A 24,320-nucleotide genomic window follows, 5' to 3' on the forward strand; every position below is an offset into this window, starting at 1 on the left:
CGTTGAACGCGACCTAGTCGATCAGGTCGTGACGCACCACAATCGCTTCGCGGTCGGGGCCAACGCCGATGGCGGAAATGCGCGCACCGCTGATGGACTCGAGTGTGAGCACGTAGTCCTGAGCGGCCTGCGGGAGGTCGTCGAAGTTGCGCACTCCGGTGATGTCTTCGGTCCAGCCCTGGAACTGCTCGTAAATGGGCGTCGCGTGGTGGAAGTCGGACTGCGAGACGGGCACCTCGTCGACGCGTACGCCGTCAACCAAGTAGGCAACGCAGACCGGGATGGTGTCCAGTCCGGTGAGCACATCGAGCTTGGTGAGCACGAAGTCGGTGACACCGTTGATGCGGGCCGTGTAGCGCGCGATGGGGGCGTCGTACCAGCCGGTGCGACGCGGGCGACCCGTGGTCGTGCCGAATTCGAAGCCCTTGGAGCGCAGGAACTCACCGGAGTCGTCAAAAAGCTCCGTCGGGAACGGGCCGGCGCCGACGCGGGTCGTGTAGGCCTTGACCACGGCGATGACGCGGTCGATGCGGTTGGGCGCGACACCGGAACCGGTAACGGCACCACCGGACGTGGCGTTCGACGACGTGACGAAGGGGTATGTTCCGTGGTCGACGTCGAGCATTGTGGCCTGGCCACCCTCGAACAGCACCGTCTTACCGGCGTCGAGCGCCTGGTGCAGCAGCAGCGCGGTATCGGCGACCATGGGACGCAGGCGCTCGGCATAGCTGAGCAGCTCCTCCACGATTTCCTCAACGTCGATCGCGCGACGATTGTAGACCTTCACGAGCAGGTGGTTCTTCTGGCTGAGGGCGCCCTCGATCTTCTGACGCAGAATGTTCTCGTCAAACAGGTCCTGTACCCGGATACCCACGCGGTTGATCTTGTCGGCATACGCCGGACCGATCCCACGGCCGGTCGTGCCGATCTGCCGCTTGCCGAGGAAACGCTCGGTGACCTTGTCGAGTGTGCGGTGGAACTGCGTGATGAGGTGGGCGTTGGCGCTCACCTTGAGACGGGAGACATCGACGCCCCGCTCGCTGAGAGCGTCGAGTTCTTCGAAGAGCACCTCAATGTCGACGACAACACCGTTGGCGATGACCGGGGTGACGCCGGGGCTCAGGATCCCGGAGGGCAACAGGTGCAGCGCGTACTTCTCGTCGCCGACCACGACGGTGTGTCCCGCATTGTTACCGCCGTTGAATTTGACGACATAGTCGACGCGGCTGCCGAGCAGATCTGTGGCCTTGCCTTTACCCTCGTCGCCCCACTGGGCGCCGATCAAAACGATCGCTGGCATATCTAGTTCTCTCCTCGGATAACAAAAGCTTCTGTTGGCGGCGCCGGATCGGACCCGGGATTGACGTCGGGCGCCCCCGCAGCTGCCAGCGCGGCATCGATGCTCTCGATGGCGGTGGGGTCAGCATCCATGAGAAAGGCCGTCAGCCGAGTGACCTCGTCGTTCTCCCCGATCTCCGCAGCCGCCAGGCGCAGGGCGAAGAGCGCGCGCAGCACCCCACGGTTGGGTTCGTGGCTCCACGGGATCGGACCGTGTCCCTTCCAACCGGCTCGGCGCAGGGCGTCGAGGCCGCGGTGGTAGCCCACGCGGGCGAAAGCGTAGGACTCAAGCACGTGCCCCGCGGCGTGCGCCGCGTCAGCGAGCTCGGCCCAGGCCAGGGAGGAGGTCGGATGCGCCCATGCCACGGCGGCAATATCTGCCGTTGGGGTTCGATCGAGCAAGGCGAGCACCTCCGCTTCCACAGGAAGAAGGGTCGCGGGCTGGTCGAGCAAGTTTTCGCCGGTCACACTAGATACTATCGCGGCGCGGTTGACGGCCGCGTGACGAGGGTCGGCGGGATGGATATCGCGCGCGCCGAGGATTCGGTCTTGCTGATCCGGGCACGGGGGCTTCTGCGGCCTGCACGCCCTGACAGACTCATTCGCGACCTCAAGCCGGTCACCGCATGGCGGCCGGCCCGAGCAGGATCAATCGGTCGCACTCGACACGGTTGGCCAGCGCAGCAGCGCCGCGGCGCTCGATCTTTTGGGCAGCTCGTCCGGCGACACGACGACAACACGGGCGTCGGTCAGTATCGCCGCGCGCAGCAGGGCGTCGACCGCCGGCACCGGGCCGAGAGACGTGGCACCCAGCGTGTCGTCCGTCGGCGCGGCCACCCACGGTTCGCGGTCGAGGGCGATGAGTTCGTCGACCGGCATGGCGTCGGGCGCCACCACGAGAACGTCGACCTGGGCGTGCTGCAACGACCGTAGGACACCCCAAAAATCGGTCTCGGCGAGGCCGTCTTCCCGGCCGGCTCCCGCGGCGATCCGTTCGAGCGCACCATATTCGTCATGCGCGAGAATCGACGCGATGTGCCGCTCGAGTTCTTGCTGCAACACCTCGTTCGTAGCCCCGCTGGACCGGGTGTTGGCCGGCAGCTCGGTGAGGATCTCCCGCGTCGCCGGCGCGATCTGGTCGACGAGCAGCTGGCGAGCACGAACGTCCCCGGTCAGCACGATGAGTTCGGCGCCACTGTCCCGCACGATGGCATCGAGAGCGGATGCGACGAGGGCTTCATTGCGCTTCCAGATCTCTTCGGTGTGGTGCTGGTAGCGACCGTTGGCGAGAAAATTGTCCTCACCGTGCACCTTGGTGATGAACTCGGTCTCTCCGGCAACGGATTGCTCGGCGATCGCTGTCGCTCGACTCAGGCGGGCCAGTCGGATTTCGCCGCCGTCACGACCGACCTCCGCCACCACGTACGTGACATCCCGCGGTCGCTGGATCAGCAGCGGGGCCAGCTGGGGTACAGCGCCGTGCCCCACAATGAGTTCGGCCAGCGGCTCCCCCGGCAGCAGTTCGCTGAGCTCGACCACGCCCTCCCTGGCTACGATGAGGCGGCTGACCGGACCGCCGATACCGTGCGGCTGCTCGAGGATCGCCTCGATCGCGGCCACGTTTTCGACCGGGGCGCCCGCCTGGGAGAGAGCCTCGGCCACCGTGCGTTGCCGGAGCGTCGAGGTACGCCGCGGATCGCTCGCGTCCTGACTCACGTCGGCGTACACCGTCGACGTTTCGCCGGGTCGGCGGTACAGGTCCGCCATCCCCTCATTTCCAAAATCAGCCATTGCCAGTCCCTTCCGCTGTCGCCAGTAGTGAGAACCTAGGCCGGAGTGGCCACATTGACAACCCCTTCGGGGCGCAGCTCACACCCCCGTGGCGGGGTTGCGGGGCTCCAGGAAATTCCTAGGAGGGCGTGCGCTGCTGGGCCGCGATGCACCATCCGCCGCCATCTTCGTCGAACACATACGTGGTCGACACGAAGTACTCGTGCAGGTGCTCGCCGCGGCGCACCACGACCCGGGACACGACGATTCCGGCGTGCTCGCCCAGGCGAACCACTGCCGGCTTGTGCACCTGGTAGTCATCGCACGCCGCGAGGTCCAGGATCGCTCCGGTGAGGTCGTCGCGGCCGATGATGGCGCCGGGCAGGATCAACAGGCCATCTGGCGTCATTGAACGCTGAAAATATTCAGCGCCCTGACCGGCCACAAGGGCCTGCCACCCCTCGTGTTCTTCATGCAGCAGTCGGGCGGGCAGATCATCAGTGATCGAAGTCATGTCCACACGGTAGCCCCTGCGGCGAGCCGATGGGGCAGAACTTTTGCTGCGGCCCGTCCCGAGTATCGATTGCGGAACGCGACTGACCACGTGCTGTTTGATCATGCTTCCCCCGTTGTGGACGGATTGCCGTTGGGAAACGAGTGAAGCTAGCCTGCACACGTTGCGGGCGAGCCCTTGAACTGGACCGAAGCCTGGTGAAACACGAGGGCAGAACGCTGTCAGATAGGGCGCGGGTGACTGATCGACCCCGTTCAGGGCCAGGTGCCCGACGTGCCGCTCACGCTTCAGAAGTGGTGCTGCAGTACCCAATTGTGCATCGTGACGGCGGCAGCTGCCGAGGCGTTGAGCGACCGGGTGGAGCCGAACTGGCTGATCTCCACGATGGCGTCGGCCGAGGCGACCGCGGCCTCCGAGAGGCCGGGGCCCTCCTGTCCGAACAACAGCACGCAACGCTCCGGGAACCGGTATGTCTCGATAATGACCGAGCCGGGAACATTGTCGACAGCGATGATCGGCAGGCTCTCGCCGCTCGCCCACTCAACGAATGTGGCCACGTCGGGATGGTGCATCACATGCTGGTAGCGGTCGGTCACCATGGCCCCGCGCTTGTTCCAGCGTTTGCGTCCGATGATGTGCACGGTGTCCGCGGCGAATGCGTTGGCGCTGCGCACGATCGAGCCGATGTTCATGTCGTGCTGCCAGTTCTCAATGGCGACGTGAAACGGATGCCGGTGCTCGTCGAGGTCGGCGACAATCGCTTCCATGAGCCAGTAGCGGTAACGGTCGATCACGTTACGGGTGTCGCCGCGCTCCAGGAGTTCCGCGTCGTAACGCGATTCGGAGGGCCACTCCCCCTGCCACGGTCCGACTCCGTAGGTCGAGAGCTCGTTCGTGGGGTTTTCTGCTGGCGTACTCACTGCTTCACTTTATCGCACACCGCGTTCGAGCGATTTTCGGTTACCCGAAATATTCGCTATGGTTTCGGTATGACGAACACCGAGGCGCCGCGACGCGACCGGGCAATGACGCCCACGACCGTGGCCTCGTCACGCCTGCTCTGGCTGCTCGGCCCGGCGCTCGTGGCCGGGGTTGCGTACCTCGATCCCGGCAACGTGGCCAGCAACATGACCGCCGGTGCCCGCTACGGCTACCTGCTCGTGTGGGTGGTGGTGGCCGGTAATGTCATGGCCTGGCTCATCCAGTACCTCTCCGCGAAGCTCGGCATCGTCACCGGCCAGAGCCTGCCCGAAATTCTCGGCCTGCGCATGAAAAGACCGCTCGCGCGCCGGCTCTACTGGATCCAGGCGGAACTGGTGGCGATGGCCACCGACCTCGCCGAGATCATCGGCGGCGCCGTGGCCCTCTACCTGCTCTTCGGTCTTCCCCTCATCGTGGGCGGCATCATCACCGGAACCATCTCCATGGTCGTGCTCGTGGTGCACACCCGACGCGGCCCCAAGGTCTTCGAACGCGTCATCGTGGCCCTCATGCTCATTATCACCGTGGGATTCACGGTGGGTGTCTTTCTTTCCCCGCCCGATGCCGGCCAGGTGCTGGGCGGCCTCGTCCCGCGTTTCGAAGGCTCCAACTCGGTACTCCTGGCCGCCTCCATCCTCGGTGCGACGATCATGCCGCACGCTATTTACGCGCACTCCTCCCTGGCCCGTGACCGCTTCCCCGAGTGGCAGGGCACCACGGCCACTCGCCGTCTGCTGTGGGCGACGAAGTGGGACGTGACGATCGCCATGGTGATTGCCGGCACCGTCAATCTCGCGATCCTGCTGCTCGCGGCATCCGCCCTGCAAGGCGTTGAGGGCACCGACACCCTGCAGGGTGCCTACGCGGCCATCGAGACCTCGCTGGGCGCCGCCGTCGCCACGGCCTTCGCGATCGGGCTGCTCGCCTCCGGCCTCGCCTCCACGTCGGTCGGCGCGTATGCGGGGTCAGAGATCATGGCCGGCCTGCTGCACGTGCGGATTCCACTGCTGCTGCGCCGTCTCATCACCCTCATCCCGGCCCTGTTCATTCTGGGCGTGGGGTTCGATCCCACCGAGGCCCTCGTGCTCAGCCAGGTCGTGCTGTCGTTCGGTATCCCCTTCGCGCTCATTCCGCTCGTGTGGCTCACCGCCCAACGCGGCCTTCTCGGCACCTTTGCGAACCGGTGGTTCACCACCGTGGCCGGGGCGCTGTGCTCCCTGGCCCTCGTGGCACTCAACGTGGTGCTGCTCGTTCTCGTTTTCACCGGGGCCTGAGCCGAACGAGTACCCTGAGACAGTCATGAAGCACACCACGCCGGCCTCCGAGGATTACCTCAAAACCATCTACGCTCACACCGAATGGCAGAGCGAACCGATCACCCCGAAGGCGCTCGCCACTCGGCTGGGCGTGGCGCCGTCATCCGTCACCGAAATGGTGAAGAAGCTCGCCTCGGCCGGGCTCATCACCCACGTCCCTTACGGCCCGCTGACGCTGACGGATGCCGGCGTGTTGCGTGCCACTGCCGTCGTGCGTCGCCATCGCGTGATTGAAACCTGGCTCGTGCGTGAGATGGGCTACGCCTGGGACCAGGTGCACGAGGAGGCCGAGGTACTCGAGCATTCAATCTCCGACCGCCTGCTCGAAGCGATCAACGCGCGCCTCGGCTACCCGGTACGGGACCCGCACGGCGACCCCATTCCGCTCGCCGACGGTTCCTCGCCGCGCCAGGAGGCCATCCTGCTCGCCGAAGCCGCCGCCGGGCACTCGGGAACCATTCTGCGAGTCAGCGACAGGGACCCGGCCGTGCTGCGGGAGCTGGCCGCTGACGGTATCGGCCCCGGCGTCGGCGTCACCGTGCTCGAGCCGCTGATCCTGCGATTCTCCGACGGCCGCACACGGCGCGTAACACCGTTGGCGGGCGACGCAATCTGGGTCACCCAGGATGCCGAGCTGCCCCGCTAGGCTGAAAGCCCCGAATGACAGGAGCGCCGCATGGCTCGCCGTGAAGAGATCGAATGCTGGCTCACCGACATGGACGGTGTTCTCGTGCATGAAAATGCTGCCCTGCCGGGCGCTGCCGCACTGCTGCAGCAATGGACGGACACCGGCACGCCCTTCCTCGTTCTGACCAACAACTCCATTTACACGCCCCGCGACCTGAGTGCGCGGCTGCGAGCATCCGGTCTCAACGTGCCGGAGGACCGTATCTGGACCTCGGCCCTCGCCACCGCGGACTTTCTGCAGGCGCAGGTTTCCGGCGGCACCGCCTTCGTCATTGGCGAGATGGGTCTCACCACGGCGCTGCACGAGGCCGGTTTCACGATGACCGAGACCAACCCCGACTTCGTTGTGGTGGGTGAGACGCGCAACTACTCGTTCGAGGCCATCACGAAAGCCATTCGCCTGATTCTCGGTGGGGCGCGTTTCATCGCCACCAACCCGGATGCCACGGGCCCGAGCGCCGACGGCCCCATGCCGGCGACGGGTGCGATCGCCGCGCTCATCACCAAGGCCACCGGGCGAGAGCCGTATATCGTGGGCAAGCCCAACCCCATGATGTTCCGCTCCGCCATGAACAAGATCGGCGCTCACTCGGAGAACACGGCCATGATCGGTGACCGTATGGACACCGATATTGTGGCCGGCATCGAGGCCGGGCTGCACACGATCCTCGTCATGACGGGCATCAGCGACGAGGCCGAGATCTCCCGCTACCCGTTCCGCCCGAGCGAAATTCTTGCGGGCGTGCACGAGCTACTCTCCACCGAGCTCATCGAGTCCGACGAGATCTAGCCGTTCGATCGCTACCAGCAACGGGATGCCCCCGCCGGTGCGTTGGTCGCAGGCGGATGCGCGAGACTGGGAGCATGCCCGATCTCACTGTGCACGGCGGCGTCGGCAGCCGAGTTGACGCCGAGATCGAAGTGAAACGATCGCGTTTTCTCTGCCGCCTGGTCAGGGCCGAGACGGAGGATGCCGCGCGCGGGGCGATCGACGACGCACGCAAGGAACACTGGAGTGCTCGCCACCACTGTTCGGCATTCGTGCTCGGGCCGAGCGGCACTCCCGATCAGGTACGTCGTTCGAATGACGACGGTGAACCGTCCGGAACCGCGGGTCGGCCCATGCTCGAGGCACTGGCCGGCCGCGGATTCGTCGATTGTGTGGCCGTCGTCACCCGCTACTTCGGTGGCACACTGCTCGGTGCGGGCGGCCTCGCACGCGCCTACTCGGACGCCGTTCTGACCACGATCGACGCGGCCCAGTCCCGTGGGCTCGTCGTGGAGCGCGAACGCCGCGAACTGTTCACGCTCGCACTGTCCCACGCGGATGCCGGACGCATCGAGGCCGAACTGCGCCAGCGCGGAGTACTCATCCTGGGAACGGACTATGGGCGTGACGCAGTGCTCCGGATTGCCGATGATGATGCCGCGCGGCTCGCCGCGATTGTCGCCCAGGTCACGGCCGGAGGGGCCGCGCTGGAGGCTCTCGGCCACGAATGGGTTGACGTCGAACCGTAATCGTCGGACCCTGGGTTCAAGTGCCGAATAACGTCTTCTTGAAATGGTCTGATCAAGGTTTCTTGTCGCAGCGGGCGGGTAAGATTTGATGCATTCACCGTTTATTCGGCGACGACCGTCTCTGCGGTCGCTCGCAGAGACGGTGCACGAGCCTGTTCGACTGACTTCGGGCACCCTCGAGTGCCCATGGTTGTTGCATTCTCACGGGCTCCCGGGGCTAGGTTTCGGACCCGTAATCACGCAGCGCGCTCGGCCGACGTTGGAGTGACGACGCGCCTGAGTGGTCCAGCGGAATCAGCAGGGCTGCCGCCGTCCTCATGCTCTATTCGCTGATCATCCGGTCTGGCACGGGCGGGTCGTCAACTGGTCGACAGGGCCGTCAGGAGCGCTCGCTCGACATGATCGGAGCGGTCGGTTCTTCGGACACGGTCGCCTTCCCGGGAAATCTCCCAAGTGAGAGTGTCTGCCAGGGTCACGTGCAGTGTGCGAGTGGTGAGCACGGCGTCTCGTACTTTGTTGCTGTCGTTGACCTTGACGTTGAAGCCGTGCTTGGCGGTGCGGGCTAGGACGCTGCTGATTTAGGGGTTGTGGGGAGGCCTGGCGAGTCGTGAGAGCGATTTTTGGCCTGTGTATTTCATGGTGACGCCTGTCATTTCTCGTTTTTGTGGTGGTGTTGATCTTCGCGTGCGGGGCGGTTGCGGTCTCTGATGGCCGTCTGCGGCCGGCGGCCGTGGGTGGCCGTCTTCCGGGGTGTTATCCTATGGCCCTGAGCCCGGACACGGTGCTCCCGGCGGATGGCATCATGCTCACGGAGCAGCATTTTCTTGCCGCTCTTCGCCGTCGTGCACTGCTTCATGAGGGGGCAGGTGGCGCAGGAACTACCAAAACTTGCGCGCCCCGCAGCACTGAGTGGGCGGGTCTGACCCGCTGGGCAGGTGACCGTGTTCGTGGTCTCGTCGATAGTGAAATCATCGACGGTGAAGCCGCCGGGAATCGCCCGTCCCAGCGGCGGTGGTTTGATGATCGCGGTGTGACCGGCGGCGGTGATCGCGGCGAGAAGCTCACCACTGCCATAAGCAGAATCGCCCAGAACATCGACGTTCTGGGCGCCGATGCTCGTGTCTTTGGTGACTAGTTCCATGCCGCGGGCCGCGTCGCTGTTGGCCAAACCAGCCGCCTTGGTCAGGATCGCCGCGGTCACCAGGCCCGTGTCCGGTTCGATGATGATGTGGCTTTTGAAGCCGTCGACTTTCTTCTGGCGGCTCTTGTGCGCGTGACGGGCATCAGGATCAACGGTGGAAATGACCCGGTCCGGGGCGACCCGCCGTGCAATTTTCCACCGCCCCTCCGTTTCATGCGACCCGTCCGCCGGCTCAACGTCCTGCCCGGCGACCAACGCGAGCAGGGCGACGGTTTCCTGCTGCGCGTCGGTGAGAACCGTCGGGTCAATGCCGGCCAGCAAGGACAGGGCATCGGTGACGAGCGCGGACACGAGGTCGTCGCGAGCGGCTCGGTCATCCCACGCGATATCCGGTTTCCCTGGCTTCGCGTAATCGTGACCGGTCAACGCGGACACGAGCACATCCGCGCCGGGAATCTCCCGGCCCACCCGGCGGATCTGCGCAACGAGCTGTGTGACGGTGTCCTGACGCGCGACAGCGTCCTCCAAAATTGTGGAGTCCAACGCACGTCGCTTCCGACCCGATAACGCCCCGGACTGCTCGATAACCTCGGTCACTGCCTCAAAAATACGGTGGGGGCGCGTGCTGTTCGCGAGGCGGCGGCGCCAATACGTGAGGACCGTCGGATGAAACGACGCGTCCGTCAACGCGAACCCGCAGGCCGCTTTCCACCGCAAGTCGAACGTGACAGCCTCGGCCGTTTCCCGATCCGAGAGGCTATGCAACGTCTGCAACACCATCACCGACGCGATCACATCAACTGGAGTGGACGGGCGCCCCCGACCGGACGGAAACAAATCCTCGAACGCGTCATCGGGGAACAACTCGTGCCGATGATCGGCGAGGAACTTGAACACGGAACCCGCTGGAAGCATATGCCCCGCCATCGACTCGACATCCAAAAGCTGACGTTGACCATCATCACGACCCTGCATGAATCAAGTCTTAATCATCGGCCCGCAAACCCGAGCAGGCGCGCCTTAATACCCCAGATTAATCAGCAGCGTCCTAGGAAACAGCGGGCTGAAAGTCTCCTAGATCACATGCGGTACCTGGCTCGGGCATCCCGAAAACGAACACCTGCGCCCTGACCGGCGACGGCATTGAATCGCGCTTTTCTGCACGAAGGTCCACAACCGGCTCCTCGTCCCGCTCTGCACGGCCGACCGACCGCGCGCCCCTGCCGAACTACGTCAGGCCCTTCGCACACTCGACACTCGCGTCGATGCCTATATCGACCGGGCGCGCCTTCTGGGGAAGGCCGCCCGAAACTCAAGACAAACGTCAAAGTTCTCACCCCCAAGGATCGCTAGGTCCGGTGCCTCAAGAGCCGCCTGCCTGCGACTGCTCTCCCCGCCGTCAGTCGATCGAAAGCGTCGTGGGCGGGAGCGGAGGAGCGATGCGTATCAGCTTGGTATTCACGAATTCTTCCATGCCGTACTTACCCAGTTCTCGGCCGATTCCGGATCGCTTTACGCCACCAAACGGCAACTCCGCGGAAGTGCCCGGGGCCGCGTTCACGACTACCATTCCGACCTGGAGACGGTCAGCCATCCGCTCTGCAGCGACCAGATCTGTGGATTGGATTGCTGCGCCGAGCCCATACGCCGACGCATTTGCCAACTCAACGGCTTCGTCTTCGTCTTCGACCCTGTGCACAACGGCGACTGGACCGAAAAGCTCTTCCGTATACGCCCGCATTTCCGGCGTCACCCCGGTGAGGATAGTGGGCTGGTACCAGGCACCAGGTAGATCCAGCCTGGCGCCACCAACAACCACAGTGGCGCCCTTGCTGATGGCATCATCGACCTGTTCAGAGAGACCATCCACCGCTGCCACCGACGACATTGGACCCATAAAAGTCTCAGGATGGCGGGGGTCACCCACCCGGATGGCAGAAACCGCGGTAGTGAACTGCGCGAGGAAGTCCCCGTAGACGGCCTCGGTCACTATGAACCGTTTGGCCGCATTGCACGCCTGCCCGGCGTTGCCGAAGCGACCAAGCACAGCCTGCTCGACCGCATGCGCGACATTGGCCGACTCCAGCACCACGAACGCGTCGGATCCCCCCAACTCGAGAACAACCTTCTTGAGGTTGCGTCCGGCTATTTCCGCCACTACAGCACCCGCGCGCTCGGATCCGGTCAGAGAGACACCCTGAATGCGGCGGTCGGCGATAATGAGGGCGGCCTGTTCATTGGTGGTGAAAATATTCACATAGGCTCCGTGAGGTGCGCCCGCATCCCGGAAGATCTGTTCAATGGCCAGAGCAGACTCTGGGCATTGGGGTGCATGCTTCAGGAGGATCGTGTTGCCATTCATGAGGTTGGGCGCGGCGAAACGAGCGACCTGGTAGTACGGATAGTTCCACGGCATGATTCCGAAGATTGGGCCGAGGCCCTCCTTCCTGACCACAGCGGTTCCGCCGCCGACGACGTTCAGGGCCTCGTCCTGCAGGAATCCAGGGCCGTTGTCCGCGTAGTAGTTGTAGATCGAGATCACGAGGTCGACCTCAAGTTCAGCCTGCGAGATCGGCTTGCCCATTTCGCGCGTAATTGTGGCGGCGAGAGTGTCACGTCGTGCTGCGTAGAGCTCGGCGACCCGCCGCAGCAGGCTCACCCGATCAGCAATGGCGGAATATCGCCAGTTCTCGAATGCTGCGGCTGCAGCGATCAATGCAGCTTCGACCTCAACAGTCGTCGCGGTGGGGTATTCCTGGACTGACTCCCCGGTTGCCGGGTTGGATACGGCGTAAAAGGTCACAATGCCCTCCTAATCTGATTCGTACTTTGATTGGGGTGTCTCTGGCCGCTCGGTCAGGGGTGAACGAGTTCTCCCATCACTAGCCGTCGTGCGAGGTCGGTGAGCAGATCGACCCCGGCGAGCATGTCGGCGTCCGAGGTGAACTCGCGCTCGTTGTGCGAGATCCCGTCGGCGCTCGGCACAAAGAGCATGATAGTCGGCACGATGTCCTTCATGTTTGTCGAGTCGTGACCGGCGCGGGTGCGAACGGTACCGTAAGGCAGACCCAGTTTCTCGGCGCTGGCCGCTGCCAGCAGCAATCCCGCGGCGTCGTATTCTTTCGCCGCCCAGATGTGCTCGGCACCTCGTTCAAATCTCACTGTGGCCCACTGTTCAATGTCGGTGACTCGACGGTGCAGTTCAGCATCGGCAGCGGCCAGCACGGTGGGGTCTGTGCTGCGAACGTCGACCAACAAATTGACGCGACTGGCTACGACGACCGGCGAGTTCGGGAACACGGTGAACTCTCCGCAGGAGGTGATGACCATGTGCTCGTCCGTCGTGAACTGGTTGGCGATTTCTCGCGCCGCCACCACCAGCGCGGAAGCGCCCAGCAGGGCGTCGGAGCGATCAGCAATCTCGGTGGCTCCCGTGTGAGCCTGCTCGCCGTGCACCACGAACTCGTACTTGTTGGCACCCCAGGTTGATTCAACTAGACCGATACTGAGACCGTCATCCTCTAACGAGCGTCCCTGCTCGATGTGGATTTCGAGGTACGCGGCAACCTCAAGATTGAAGTTCCCGATCGTGCCGATCGACTCAAGCGCCTCCAGAACCGTTACCCCCTGAGAGTCCGTCGTGGCCAATACCTGCTCGGCGGGCAATTTTCCGGTGAAGACCGAGCTGCCCATCATGGAGGGCTTGAACCGGCAGCCCTCCTCGTTGAACCAGTTAATGATGACGATGTTATAAAGGGGAATCCCTCCCTCGAGAGCGAAAGCCTCCCGCAACCGCATGGCGGCGTGGGCACCCGCCAGCACACCGTAGGCTCCGTCAAAGCGGCCGCCGAGCGGTTGCGAATCCAGATGCGATCCTATGGCAATGTAGGGCGCGCCGGGAACGAATTCCACGAGCGTGAACTGGTTTCCGACTTGGTCGTACCGCACCTCAAAACCGTGGCCTTCGACTAGTCCGCGGAACCAGTTTCGAGTCTGGCCATCGGCCGCCGTGGCGGCCTGTCGATCGACTCCGCTCCCTGCCGTGGCTCCGAAAGAGCTCATTGAACGAAAATCTGCCAGAAATGCTTGTTGCTGCTCCGTGCTCGTGCTCATGGACGTGCTCCGATCGGGTTAGTTGGTGGTGGTGCGCGAGTCGAAGCTGAAATGGCCATCAACAGCGGTCGCAATGACGTCGAGCGTGCCGATGTCGGCAGAGGTCAGTGGGGAGCCGGACAGGACTACAAAATCGGCGAGCTTTCCGCGCACAAGGGTTCCCCGGCTGTCGATCGTGCCGGTGGCGATGGCGGCCCACTCGGTGTAGCTCCGGAGTGCCTCTTCAGGGGTCATTCCCTCGTGGGGCCCGCCGAGCACCAGACCGTTCTCCGTTTTTCGATCTACGGAAGACTGCAGGGCTCGGCGCACGTTGTTGTCGGCGACCGGCAGGTCAGAACTACCGGCAACAATGACACCGGCATCGACGAGTGTCCGGCCTCGGTACAGCCAGCCCTCACGTTCGACTCCGACGAGTTCCGCGAACTGGTCACCCAGCGGGCCGATGAACCCGGCCTGGGGGGTTACGGCGATTCCCGCCTGGGCTATGAGGGCGACCTGATCCGGGCGCGAGATGCCGAAGTGCTCAATGCGGTTCGGCAGCGCGTTGCGACCGAATCGGTCCTGGCAGTCGATGATGATTTCGGCGGCAAGGTCGATAGCCGCGTCTCCAATGGCATGCAACGCAATCGGCCAGCCCGCCCGGTAGACGTCCGTTACGCGTTCTCGGTAGGTCTGCGGGTCGTCCAGCAAATAGCCACTGTTGTGCGGGTGCCCGCAATAGTCTTCCGTGACTGCGGCGGTCGCACCCAGAAGAGACCCGTCCATGAATACCTTGACCGGCCCAAGCGATAGCCAGTCGTTACCGAAACCTGCACCGATACCAAGATCGATTCCTCGTCCGCGGCCAGTGTCGTGCATGTCGGTTGCGTGCCCACTGAGCGGGTGCAAAGCGTCGAGGGTCGGCATCAGCTGGGCTCGGGCATGGAGCCGTTTGTCACGGTGTGCCTGCTGGTAGGCCTGAACCTCGATGGGACTGTGGCCGATCCAGCCTGCGGCGATTCCAGCCTCGGTGAAACTCGTGATGCCTTGTTCTGCATATCGACTGGTTGCATCGTCGAGCGCCTGCACGATCTGTGCAACCGAGTAGGGCAACAACAGGTTCTGGATCAGGGCCTGAGCAGATTCCTCGATCACCCCGGTCGGGTACCCGTCGACGTCGCGGAGCACGGCCCCGCCGTCCGGATCCGAAAAGCCAGGTTCGAAGACGCCGGCGAGCCGCAACGTGGCGGAGTTGGTGATTGAGAGATGCCCGGACACATGGCGCAGATACAACGGTCGGTCACCGGTCAGTTCGTCGAGCCGCCGGATATCCGGAAACTGACCCTCGTGATGCTTGTGGTTGAAGCCGGTTCCTTTGACCCAAGCCCCTAGCTCAACGCCTGGCTCGCTGGCGAGCCGCCGAGTTTCAGTCTCAAGAAGCTCGTAGAGGCTGTTCAGACCACGAGCTTCTTGCATGTCGACGGCGGACAAACCGAGACCCCACCACGTGGTGTGACAGTGTGCATCGATGAATCCAGGGACGATGGTCGCCCCTGGGAAGTCTTCAATTTCGGCTGCCGTGCACCCCTCAATTTGCTCATCGAAGCCGACGACACGGCCATTGAGGATACCCATCCTGTGGGCGGTGGGGCGCCGCTTGTCCAAGGTCAGGATGGTTGCTCCCTGAACGATCCTGTCGAGAATCAAGGACGTGCCGCCGTTATCGTGTTGGTTGCTGAGGGGGGCATTGTTTCGGGATCGGTGCGCAAGTGCAGCAGTGCCGGAACACCACTGGACAGTGCGCGGAGGAGCGCGGATTCGAAGTCTTCGGTGCGTTCCACGAGCTCACCGTGTCCGCCAAAGGATCTCATCCAGGCGGCGAAATCGGGATTCGTCATTGACGTTCCCGAGGCACGACCCGGATAGTGCGCTCGCTGGTGTTGCACAATCGTTCCGTAAATTCCGTTGTCCACGACGACCACGAGCGGAGTGCTGCCCCGGGCAAACGCAACAGAGATTTCTTGTGCATTCATGAAGAAATCACCGTCACCGCAGATCGCGACGGCCTGCCGGTCAGGAAAGATCAGGGAGGCGGCAATGGCCGAGGGCACGGCCAGCCCCATGGCCCCATTGCGTGGGGCAACTAGGGAATGTGCCTGCATGTGGGAAAGGTATCGGTGGCCCCAGATTGTGGCGTTTCCGGCACCGTAGGTGAGTACGCGTTCACGGGGCAGCACGCGTTCCAGGGCCTCGAAGGCCACTCCCAGGTCAACGCCGAGGCCACCGTCTGGTTGCGGCGTTGCGAAGCGTTGCTGGTCTCGGTGCAGCGCCGTCATCCAATCGTCCGTGCGGTTACCACGGGCGGATTCGGGTGTTGGCAGTTTGGCGACGAAGGCGCCTGGGGTGCTGAGCACATGCTGGTCGATGCGGCCAGAGTGCATGGTGGCGGAAGGATCGGGAAGAACCAACAGTGTTGGCTGCGCAAATCCGCGAGTGTACCCGTCACTGAGCACGTCAGACCGGCCGCAACCGAGAAACAGAAGAAGGTCCGCCTCGTCGAGCCGAGCGGCGAGCGTATCCGCACGGCCGTAGCCCAACCAGCCCGCGTAGGCGGCGGAGTGCGGCACAACGTCGTAGGCCCGCCAGTCTGTTGCCACGGGGATTGCCACACTCGCCGCCCACTCCATCAAGGTTTGGCCGGTCGCTTCATCCCAGCCGTCCCCGCCGGCGACGATGAGTGGGCGTTGTGCTGTTGCCAGCTTCTCTGCGATCATCGCGATCTCCGTCGTGGATGGCGTGGCGCTGGCGACCGGACGGACCAGGGCGCGGGCCACCCCGACCTGCTGAACCAAAACATCTTCGGGCAGTCCGATAACAACCGGACCGGGACGGCCAGACGCGGCCAGGTGCATCGCCTCGGCTACCATTTCACCGGCACGGTTGGAATCATCGAGCACCATGACGCGTTTGGCGGTACTTCCGAACCACCCGGCCAGGCTGAACTCCTGGAAGGCATCGCGTTCGCGGTCCGACACGGGAATCAGGCCAACGAACAGCACAAGCGCCGTTGCATCCTGCCAAGCCGTGTGCACGGCAATCATCGCGTTCGCCGCGCCTGGTCCACGGGTCACCATCACCACTCCAGGTGTCCCGGTGAGCCGCCCCTCGGCCAATGCCATGAACCCGGCACCACCCTCGTGGCGGCATACCACGGTCTCAATGGGCGAATCGTGCAGACCGTCGAGGACATCGAGGTAGCTCTCGCCGGGTACCGCGTAGACGCGGCGCACGCAGTGGGCTTCGAGTTGGGCGACGATGAGGTGACCAGCCGATTGTGACATGAGAGAAACTTTCCGGTAGTACAGCTGAAGGTGGTTAGTGCTTGAAACCGGGCAAGTCGACGCTCATGCGCGGGGCAATGTGGCCTGCGACGGCGGTGAACAGTGACAGGAAGACCAAAATGGCTGCCGCAGGCCACCACTGATTGCCAGCGGAGGCGACCAGGGCCGTAGCGAGCAACGGAACGAATCCACTGACCATCCCTGCGGTGTTTTGGGCAAACCCAACACCGGTGTACCGCGTGCGTGCCGGGAACAGGCCGGTGAGCACCGTGCCGGACGCCGCGTAGGGGAATGAGAGCGCGGCGACCGCAAGGGTCATACCGATGACGACCAGTACCGGGATTCCACTGACGATCAGCAGGAAAGCTGGAACCGCAACAATGGCAGATACGATGCCGCCGAAGAAGATGACTCGGCTGGCGCCGAACCGTTCCCCGAGGCGGCCTCCGACGATCAGCACCGGTATCTCAACGACCGCAGCGATCATGCCGCCGAGCAACATCAGTCGAGCGCTATACCCCAACGTGGTGACGCCGTACCAAACGACGAACGCCGTCACCAGGTAGAACCCACCTACGCCGAGCATGCCTGCAGCCATGCCAACAATGATCTGCTTCCAATGGTTCACGAGGGTGGTCCGAATGGGTGCCTTCTCCGTCTCGCCCTTTTCTACGAGCTCGGTGAAAACCGGGGACTCTTCAAGACGGCTGCGGATGTAGAGCGCGAGCAGAAGCATCGGAAAGGCCGCCAGGAACGGGATTCGCCAGCCGAAGGAGGAGAAGTTTTCCTGTGAGAACAAGTACGTCATGAGGAAGAACCCTCCCGACGAGAGGATCGTTCCGATCGGCGAGCCGATCTGCGGGATTGCGGCATAGCGCGCCCGGCGGTGGAGGGGTGCGTTCTCAACGACAAGTGTCATGGCACCAGACCATTCACCACCGACGAAGAGGCCCTGCAATACGCGGAGCAGAACGAGCAGGATTGGTGCGGCCACGCCGATGGCGGCATACGTGGGTAGCAGCCCGATCAGGCCTGTAATAATCCCGATACCGGCGATGGTGATCATCAGTGTCTTACGGCGGCCAATTTTATCGCCCATCGCCCCGAAGAACATTCCGCCGAGCGGACGAGCGACGAGCCCGACTCCGAAGGTGGCGAAGGCAGCCAAAGCTGAAGCCGTGGCATTCTCGCTGTAGAAATACTGGACGTTGAAAACCAGCGCGGCAGCCGCGCTGAAGAGAAAGAAGTCGTACCATTCCATGGCGGTGCCGATGAGGGCCCCGACCGCAACTTTCGTGGCTTCCTTGTCTGTGATCTGCCGGGTCGCACCAGCCTCAACATTTGTCACTTCGCTTGCTATCGTCATCAGCGTCTCCGTGGTGAAGGGCGAAGCCCACCGCGATTCAGGTTGAAAACCACGGCGGCCTCTGTAGGGGAATTCATAGAAGTCTCTCAGTGGATTGCCGTTGTGCGATCAACGAAATGAAACGAGTCGACGCATCAGCTAAGTGCAAATGCACATAAGATGACGCAATGAACACCCTTGCCGGCCCACAAAATGTTGAATCAGCCAAGGAAGGGGCCAACCGGTGGAGCGCGCTACTGGCCAAGTTGTCCGTCGATGACCTGACCGACCACTTCCTCAACCGTGTTCTTCGCGTTCCGGGGTATGACATCCTTCCGCTTCCCAGCAGCGAGATCCGCCGCACCGGAGCAGCCTCCTTCGCCGCTTTAATTCGAGGACTGCACCAGGGAAACGAGGGCAGCAGCGGGAGGGCAGAACGATTGGCCATCGCCACCCACGTTGGTGTCTCGCGTGCACGCGCCGGGATTCCAATCGAGTCCTTGATGACCGCGATCCGCCTGGACTTCTCGATCCTGTGGGGTGAGCTGACTTCTATCGCCGATGACGCTGATGCAGGACTTCTGGTACGCCACACCGATCGAGTGTGGGACATGGTGGATTCCTATGCCAGTCAAACTCAAACGACCTATATGGCCGAACGGGAGCGCATGCACAACGAAGAATCCTCGGTACGGCAAGGGTATGTGGCGGCGCTCTTCGGGGAGATGCGCCCCCCCGCCGAGATGCTCAGCCATATCGCTGACGAACTGAGGATCGCAGAGACTGCACCGCTCTGCGTTGCGCTGGCGATCGGGAAAGAAATGGCGGGATTACGTGTCGTCGTTGCTTCGGCGGCTCAGCGCGATGCGGAGATCTTCACCCATCACCTCGGTGACGGACTCGTGGCATTCTGGCCGTGCGACGAGCGACCCGGGTCAGCCGTTCAGGAGGCGGCGTCACAAATCAGCAATCTTCGTCTCGGGCTATTAAAAGCCGTGCAGGGCATCGCGGACCTCCCCGACGCCGCGCGCCTCGCCCGTGAGCTTGCCCATTTATTGACTCCTGAGGACAGTGAGGCGCTCACGATGCCCGTCGCCTGGGCGCGCATCGCCCGGCTACGGCTTGCTGCATCGGGATCGCCTATCACGGCTGATGTCGATGCTGCGCTGGCCCGCTGTGGCGTTGGAGAAAGAGCCCGACTGATCGAGGGGGTACGTGTGTACCTCTCGTCGGGAAGCATCGCCGCTTCTGCGGAGGCCTTGTTCTGTCATCGAAACACCCTGATGAATCGCCTCCGCCGGTTTGCTGATGTCACCGGGGTCGATGTCACAGTGCCACAACAGGCTGCCAGGCTCGTGGTCGCTTGGGCGTAGTTTTGGGTCAGCACCAACGGCGCCAGTCATCGGGCGTGACGCCGGGGGTAGGCGCCGTTGCCGTGCGAGGTCTCCGTCGTACGAGGCGTGCTGGGCGGTGGCATCGAATTCGGCGTCGGGCGTGTAGGTGGCAACTAGAGCACTGCGGCCACGATCAGGCTGGCAGCGAAGCCGAGCACAATTTCGTACATGATGTCGCCGAGCCGGGATACGAGTTCTCGCGGCGATGAAGAGTCCCAGGGAAAGTTCTAGCCGCCTATGTAGAGCAGCTCGGCGAGCGGAGTGCCTGCACGCATGCGGGCGAGCAGATCGGGCTCGACTGCATCATTTTCGAGAGCCGCGTCGATGACTGCCTCAAGTGTCTCATCGGTCGCGACGAGTACGCCGTTTCGGTCACCGAGCACCCAGTCGCCCGGGTTCACGGTGACGCCACCGACCTGCACTGGAACATCGAAGGTCGAGTTGCCGGTACCGCGTCGCTTGGTGGTCATACTAGTGCTACCGCGAGCGAAGACCGGGAGGCCTACGCGCTCAAGGTCGTCTAGATCGGTGACGAGGCCGTTCACCAACACGCCGGCGAGACCGACCGTCTGAATCGCGGCGATCGTCACCGCGCCAATGCAGGCGTGGATCGCGTCGTCGCCGAGGTCAACGACGAGCACCTCTCCGGGTTGCGCTCGCATAATTGCGACGTTGACTCCTGCGGCATCGGAGTCGGGAACGCTCACGGTGCGTGCGCGGCCGACCACCCGCATAGTGGGTGCGATCGCCTTGATCGACGGGTTGCAGAACCCCTCATCGATGAAGTGCCCCAGTGTTGGGAACTCGACGTGTTCGAGTTTCGATTGCAGCGTTTCATCCATGAGGGACTCCTTCGTCAATGCGGGTGGTTGGTATCGGCGTTAACCGACTGCAGATGAGAGATCCGGCAGCCAAGTGACGATACTCGGAAATGCGAACAGGATCGCGATGATGCCAACGTCGGCGATATAGAAGGGGATCACTCCCTTGAATACCTCGTGCACGCCGAGGCCCTTCGTCGTGCCGGCCGTGACGAACACATTCATCCCAATCGGAGGGGTAATCATGCCGAGCTCAATGAGCTTCACGACCAGAATGCCAAGCCAGATGCCGTTGAAGCCAAGATCCATGATCGGCTGGTAGACAAGCGGAACCGTGATGACGAGCAGCGAAATGGAGTCGAGGAACATACCGGCGGGTATGAGGATCAGCAGCAGCAGGATCACCGTGAGCTCCGGTGCAATATCGAGGCTCACCACGAACTTCGAGATCGCGGTGGGCACACCCGATGCGACCAGAAAGTACGAAAAGATACCAGCTCCAACAAGGATCATAAAGATCATCGAGTTTAGCGAAACAGTGTCCCACACCGAACTTGACAGGTTCTTAAGCATCACACGCGGCTTCTTGATGTGCTGGCTAATAAGCAGCAACATCGCCACAACGGCGCCGACTGCGGCCGATTCGCTGGGGGTGAAGATGCCGGTGTAAATACCGCCCATCACGGTGAGGAAGATGAGGGCGATAGCGATCAGTGCGCGAGTTACCGAAGCCGCACTGATCTTCACTGGATCCATCTGCTCGATCTGGTGGTCTTTGCCAGCGGCCTTAGCCTTTTCGGCGAGCTGGCGCCCCTGGGAGCCGTCTACGAGCGCAGGCTTGCGCCATGGGAGAAACAGCGCAAAGCTCGTGAGCATAATGGCGGAGAGCACACCCGGGATGATGCCGGCGATCAGTAGGCTTCCAACTGACTCACCCGTGACCGCCCCATAGAGCACCAGGATGACGCTCGGCGGAATGAGAACAGCGAGCGAACCCGATACGGCGACCGCCGCACCCGCGAAGCCGCGATTGTAACCGTGGCGCACCATCTCGCTAATCGCTAACTTACCGATTGTGCTGACGCTCGCCATGCTCGAGCCTGAGACCGCGCCGAAGCCGGCCGAGGCGAAGATCGTGGCGATTGCAAGTCCGCCGGGCAGGCGCTTTAAAACCTTGGCCGCTAACGCGAACAATTGCTCGGCTATACCGCTGTGCAGCGTGAACATGCCCATCAATATGAATAGCGGTACGACCACGAGACCGGAGCGACCGACGGCGGTATAGCTGGTTCCCGCAATAACACTGCCGACGATGTCTCCGCCAGACATTAGGGCGAGACCCACGACGCCGGTCACTGCGAGTGAGAAGGCGACGGGGATGCCCGAGAGCAGCAATATCAGAAGTACGACGAGTGCGACAAGAAGGGGAATAGTTTCCATATTGTTCGTTCCTTAGTAGAGATCCGTCGAGGCGTTGACGGGTGCGACCTCTTTGGCGAAGGCATTGCGCACGTTGTCGCTGAGACGCAGCACTGCCTCAAAGAAGTAGGCAGCGAACCCGAGTGCGATCGCTACGCGACCGGGCCAGACAGGAATCTGCACAAGACCGAATCGGAACTCGTTCTGCTCGATCGACTCGAGTGCTCGCCCGGTGGTCACCCAGACCATCCAGGCGAGCGTCACGAGCACGAGGAGCATACAGACGGAGCTGATCATCGCTGCTAGGCGCGGAGGGAGCTTCTCAAGAACGATAGTCACGCGAACGTGAGCGTTACGGTATTCTGCAAATGCGAGACCGAGGAACACGCTCGTTACCATGAGTACTTCGCCGACCTCCGTTACGCCGGGGATCGGGGCGCCGGTGAAGTAGCGGCTCGCGACATCGGCGACGGTGGCGACCATCATGAACGCGATCGCCGCAGCTGCGACGAACGCGAACACGATTGAGACCCCGTGGATCGCGCGCCGCAGCGCATGCTTCTTCGGTGGCGAGACTTGAGTTGTCATGTGTGACTACCTAGTTCGATTGGTTGGATGATCCGCGACTTAGCGAGCTGCGCAGCGCTGAAGTGCAGGCTCGTAGGTGCTTTCGGCTTCGTACTTCTTGACCTCAGCGGTGTACTCGTCATAGAAGGCGCTCGGGTCACCGGTTGAACCAGAGTTCTCTACGTTGCTCTCCCACGCGGTCTTGATCGCCGGACTGACCTGTTCAGACCAATCGTCGGCTTCGTTCTGGTCGAGTGTGGTGATAGTGCCACCGGCGTCGAGTAGCTTGGTGCAAGCAGCGTCCTCATGCTGCACGAGCACCTCCAAGTACATATCGAGGTAATCTTCGCTGGCAGTATTCATGGCTTCCTGCACATCGGCAGGCAGACCGTCCCACAGTTTTTTATTGATGATCACGGCCGACACGGCGTAGTTCCCAGCGCGCAGATCCATGAAGTTCGGGGCGATCTCCTGGTAATCGCGGTCGGTGAGGATGTCGAGAGAACCGCCCGAGACGCCGTCGATGACGCCGCGTTGTAGCGCTTCGTAGACTTCGCTATGCGAGATGGCGACGGGGGTGATGCCGACCTGCTGGAAAGCCTCAGCTGAGAAGCCGATCTGGCGAACTTTGCGGCCCTTGAGGCCACTGAGGTCCTTCGCAGGCTCCGTGAGTGCGACGGTGTTCGGCGGAACCGGTGCCCACATGAGCACGTGAACGCCCTGCTTGTCCCACTCTGCGCGGAATGCCTCGTTGGTCTCGTATAGTTCGGCGAACGCCTTGCCCTGGGCCTCGGCGCTAGACGTGATGAAGGGCACGCCCGAAATGTTGGTGAGGGGAAGCTCTCCCGGGTAGTAGGCATCGGCGACGTAGCCCATTTCAGCGCGGCCATCGCCGACACCCTTTAGGATTTCGGCGCCAGGAAGTAGAGCCTCTTGGTACATGTACTCGACATCGACGCGGCCGTCGGTAGCCTCGTTCACTTTTTCGATCCACTTGAGTGTGGCCTCCGGCTCCGCGGCTCCCGGAGGTTGGTAGGAAGCTAGTTTCAGCGAGAAGCTTTCCTCGCCGGAGTCGCCTCCGCTATTTGATCCTCCGCCACCGGCGGAGCAGCTGGTCAGGGCAAGTGCGGCGATGGCGAACACCGCAATCGACATGGAATGCTTCTTCATCATTGATCTAGCCTTCTGCTTTGGCTGCGCCGACCTTGGCTGCAGGTGGTTCCAGAGCAATGCGAAACCGCAAGCCCTTGCCTCTTAACTATTCAGAAGGCAGCAGAGATGGGCAATAAGATGGTGCACACGGTTTGGTGGTGCGCGATGGGCATATGCACACTGTCCTGGAGGGACCAGACGGTAGAACGGGGGCTATCACAGCCAGGCCGCTCACGACTTGTGCGGCGTGAGCGGGCATATGGAGATCGAGTCCGGTCAGCTCCGTGAACCCGCGAAGCCGCTTCGGCGCGATGTTGCGGTGAGCGTAAATCTGTTTTGCTGCTGAGGTCATAGCCTCTGCGGGGAGGCTCTGCCGACCCGCGCCTGTCCGAGCTGCGCTGCGCTGCGCTGCACCTTTGGGGAGGTGGTCGGATCTACAATCTCATCGACCATGTGCGTCAACACTTCTTTAACGGCGGAGTGAAGTTCCGCTCCGTCGACGGCGTCGCTTGTATACACCGGGATTCCCGTCACGCGCGTCAAGAATTCATCAGCGACTTCAGGGGATCGCGTCTGTGAATCGTTCGATATGTAGGGCCCAAGCCGCTTCGACACCGGAAGGGATAGCCGGATGCACATGCACATGCACATGCACATGCACATGCACATGCACAGCCTAAGCGTTCAAATCGGGGGCGCAGGCACCTCGGAGTCAAAGCTGAACGGTGGCAGGATGAGAAGCAACGCCGTAGAGTACGGCGGTTTCACGAGAAGATACATTCGCAGATGCCATAAAGGACATCTCATCGTCGGGCAGCTCGCCGCAGCAGGAATTGAGCGGGTTTACAGCGTTCCAGGAGAGGGCTTTCTGGACGTGCTCGATGGGCTTCATGGCTGGGACCCTCAGAACGTCGGGGACCAACA

21 protein-coding genes are annotated in these 24,320 nt (G+C 62.7%); 5 read left to right on the forward strand and 16 right to left on the reverse strand.

The annotated features are described in order from the left end of the window. Positions 1-13: 13 nt before the first annotated feature. The 5 genes from EDD25_RS08605 to EDD25_RS08625 form a co-directional block, all read right to left on the reverse strand. A complete protein-coding gene (locus EDD25_RS08605; RefSeq protein WP_134172906.1) occupies positions 14-1,300 on the reverse strand; it encodes an adenylosuccinate synthase in 1,287 nt (428 codons plus the stop codon). A gap of 2 nt (positions 1,301-1,302) precedes the next feature. Continuing rightward, entirely contained in the window at positions 1,303-1,806 is a 504-nt protein-coding gene (locus EDD25_RS08610; protein ID WP_422386807.1) for a DUF3151 domain-containing protein, read from the reverse strand. 180 nt (positions 1,807-1,986) lie between these two features. Further along, positions 1,987-3,129 (reverse strand): baeRF2 domain-containing protein, encoded by a 1,143-nt coding sequence (locus EDD25_RS08615; RefSeq protein ID WP_134172908.1) that lies wholly within the window; start codon positions 3,127-3,129, stop codon positions 1,987-1,989. A 118-nt stretch (positions 3,130-3,247) separates the two neighbouring features. Next, positions 3,248-3,622, reverse strand: coding sequence for a hypothetical protein (locus EDD25_RS08620; protein ID WP_134172909.1), 375 nt, complete (start codon positions 3,620-3,622; stop codon positions 3,248-3,250). Positions 3,623-3,909: 287 nt separating this feature from the next. Continuing rightward, positions 3,910-4,542, reverse strand: coding sequence for an RNA methyltransferase (locus tag EDD25_RS08625; RefSeq protein ID WP_134172910.1), 633 nt, complete (start codon positions 4,540-4,542; stop codon positions 3,910-3,912). A 69-nt stretch (positions 4,543-4,611) separates the two neighbouring features. Between EDD25_RS08625 and EDD25_RS08630 the strand changes: the two genes are divergently transcribed. The 4 genes from EDD25_RS08630 (at position 4,612) to EDD25_RS08645 (ending at position 8,124) form a co-directional block, all read left to right on the forward strand. Beyond that, positions 4,612-5,877, forward strand: coding sequence for an Nramp family divalent metal transporter (locus EDD25_RS08630; protein WP_134172911.1), 1,266 nt, complete (start codon positions 4,612-4,614; stop codon positions 5,875-5,877). 25 nt (positions 5,878-5,902) lie between these two features. Further along, on the forward strand, positions 5,903-6,565 hold the full coding sequence (locus EDD25_RS08635) for a metal-dependent transcriptional regulator (RefSeq protein ID WP_134172912.1): 663 nt from the start codon (positions 5,903-5,905) through the stop codon (positions 6,563-6,565). 30 nt (positions 6,566-6,595) lie between these two features. Continuing rightward, on the forward strand, positions 6,596-7,396 hold the full coding sequence (locus EDD25_RS08640; protein WP_134172913.1) for an HAD-IIA family hydrolase: 801 nt from the start codon (positions 6,596-6,598) through the stop codon (positions 7,394-7,396). 74 nt (positions 7,397-7,470) lie between these two features. Beyond that, entirely contained in the window at positions 7,471-8,124 is a 654-nt protein-coding gene (locus EDD25_RS08645) for an IMPACT family protein (protein WP_134172914.1), read from the forward strand. A gap of 649 nt (positions 8,125-8,773) precedes the next feature. Here EDD25_RS08645 and EDD25_RS08650 read toward each other — a convergent pair. The 6 genes from EDD25_RS08650 to EDD25_RS08675 form a co-directional block, all read right to left on the reverse strand. Further along, the gene (locus EDD25_RS08650; RefSeq protein ID WP_134172915.1) at positions 8,774-10,240 is read right to left on the reverse strand and encodes an IS1182 family transposase; all 1,467 of its coding nucleotides are present in this window, start codon (positions 10,238-10,240) and stop codon (positions 8,774-8,776) included. A 424-nt stretch (positions 10,241-10,664) separates the two neighbouring features. Beyond that, complete coding sequence (locus EDD25_RS08655; protein WP_134172916.1) at positions 10,665-12,068, reverse strand: NAD-dependent succinate-semialdehyde dehydrogenase; 1,404 nt, start codon at positions 12,066-12,068, stop codon at positions 10,665-10,667. 53 nt (positions 12,069-12,121) lie between these two features. Next, on the reverse strand, positions 12,122-13,378 hold the full coding sequence (locus tag EDD25_RS08660; protein ID WP_134172917.1) for a M20 family metallo-hydrolase: 1,257 nt from the start codon (positions 13,376-13,378) through the stop codon (positions 12,122-12,124). Between the two features lie 18 nt (positions 13,379-13,396). Further along, positions 13,397-14,992: an amidohydrolase gene (locus tag EDD25_RS08665; protein WP_134172918.1), complete on the reverse strand. Its 1,596-nt coding sequence runs from the start codon at positions 14,990-14,992 to the stop codon at positions 13,397-13,399. A 68-nt stretch (positions 14,993-15,060) separates the two neighbouring features. Then, positions 15,061-16,698 carry a thiamine pyrophosphate-dependent enzyme gene (locus tag EDD25_RS08670; RefSeq protein ID WP_134172919.1) on the reverse strand — a complete coding sequence of 546 codons (1,638 nt, stop codon included), beginning with the start codon at positions 16,696-16,698 and terminating at the stop codon, positions 15,061-15,063. Between the two features lie 34 nt (positions 16,699-16,732). Beyond that, positions 16,733-18,064 (reverse strand): MFS transporter, encoded by a 1,332-nt coding sequence (locus EDD25_RS08675; RefSeq protein WP_134172920.1) that lies wholly within the window; start codon positions 18,062-18,064, stop codon positions 16,733-16,735. Between the two features lie 167 nt (positions 18,065-18,231). Here EDD25_RS08675 and EDD25_RS08680 point away from each other — a divergent pair, with 167 nt between their 5' ends. After that, the gene (locus tag EDD25_RS08680; protein ID WP_134172921.1) at positions 18,232-19,416 is read left to right on the forward strand and encodes a PucR family transcriptional regulator; all 1,185 of its coding nucleotides are present in this window, start codon (positions 18,232-18,234) and stop codon (positions 19,414-19,416) included. A gap of 248 nt (positions 19,417-19,664) precedes the next feature. Here the strand turns inward: EDD25_RS08680 and EDD25_RS08685 are convergent, their stop codons facing one another. From EDD25_RS08685 to EDD25_RS17965, 5 genes are all read right to left on the reverse strand, one after another. Further along, positions 19,665-20,279: an RraA family protein gene (locus EDD25_RS08685; RefSeq protein WP_134172922.1), complete on the reverse strand. Its 615-nt coding sequence runs from the start codon at positions 20,277-20,279 to the stop codon at positions 19,665-19,667. A 39-nt stretch (positions 20,280-20,318) separates the two neighbouring features. Next, on the reverse strand, positions 20,319-21,698 hold the full coding sequence (locus EDD25_RS08690; RefSeq protein WP_134172923.1) for a TRAP transporter large permease: 1,380 nt from the start codon (positions 21,696-21,698) through the stop codon (positions 20,319-20,321). A gap of 12 nt (positions 21,699-21,710) precedes the next feature. Then, positions 21,711-22,265 (reverse strand): TRAP transporter small permease subunit, encoded by a 555-nt coding sequence (locus EDD25_RS08695; protein ID WP_134172924.1) that lies wholly within the window; start codon positions 22,263-22,265, stop codon positions 21,711-21,713. Positions 22,266-22,304: 39 nt separating this feature from the next. Continuing rightward, positions 22,305-23,417: a C4-dicarboxylate TRAP transporter substrate-binding protein gene (locus EDD25_RS08700; RefSeq protein ID WP_134172925.1), complete on the reverse strand. Its 1,113-nt coding sequence runs from the start codon at positions 23,415-23,417 to the stop codon at positions 22,305-22,307. A gap of 691 nt (positions 23,418-24,108) precedes the next feature. Continuing rightward, positions 24,109-24,288: a hypothetical protein gene (locus tag EDD25_RS17965; protein WP_241986547.1), complete on the reverse strand. Its 180-nt coding sequence runs from the start codon at positions 24,286-24,288 to the stop codon at positions 24,109-24,111. Between the last annotated feature and the right edge of the window lie 32 nt (positions 24,289-24,320).

It is taken from the genome of Cryobacterium psychrophilum, assembly GCF_004365915.1.
Lineage (GTDB): Bacteria > Actinomycetota > Actinomycetes > Actinomycetales > Microbacteriaceae > Cryobacterium > Cryobacterium psychrophilum.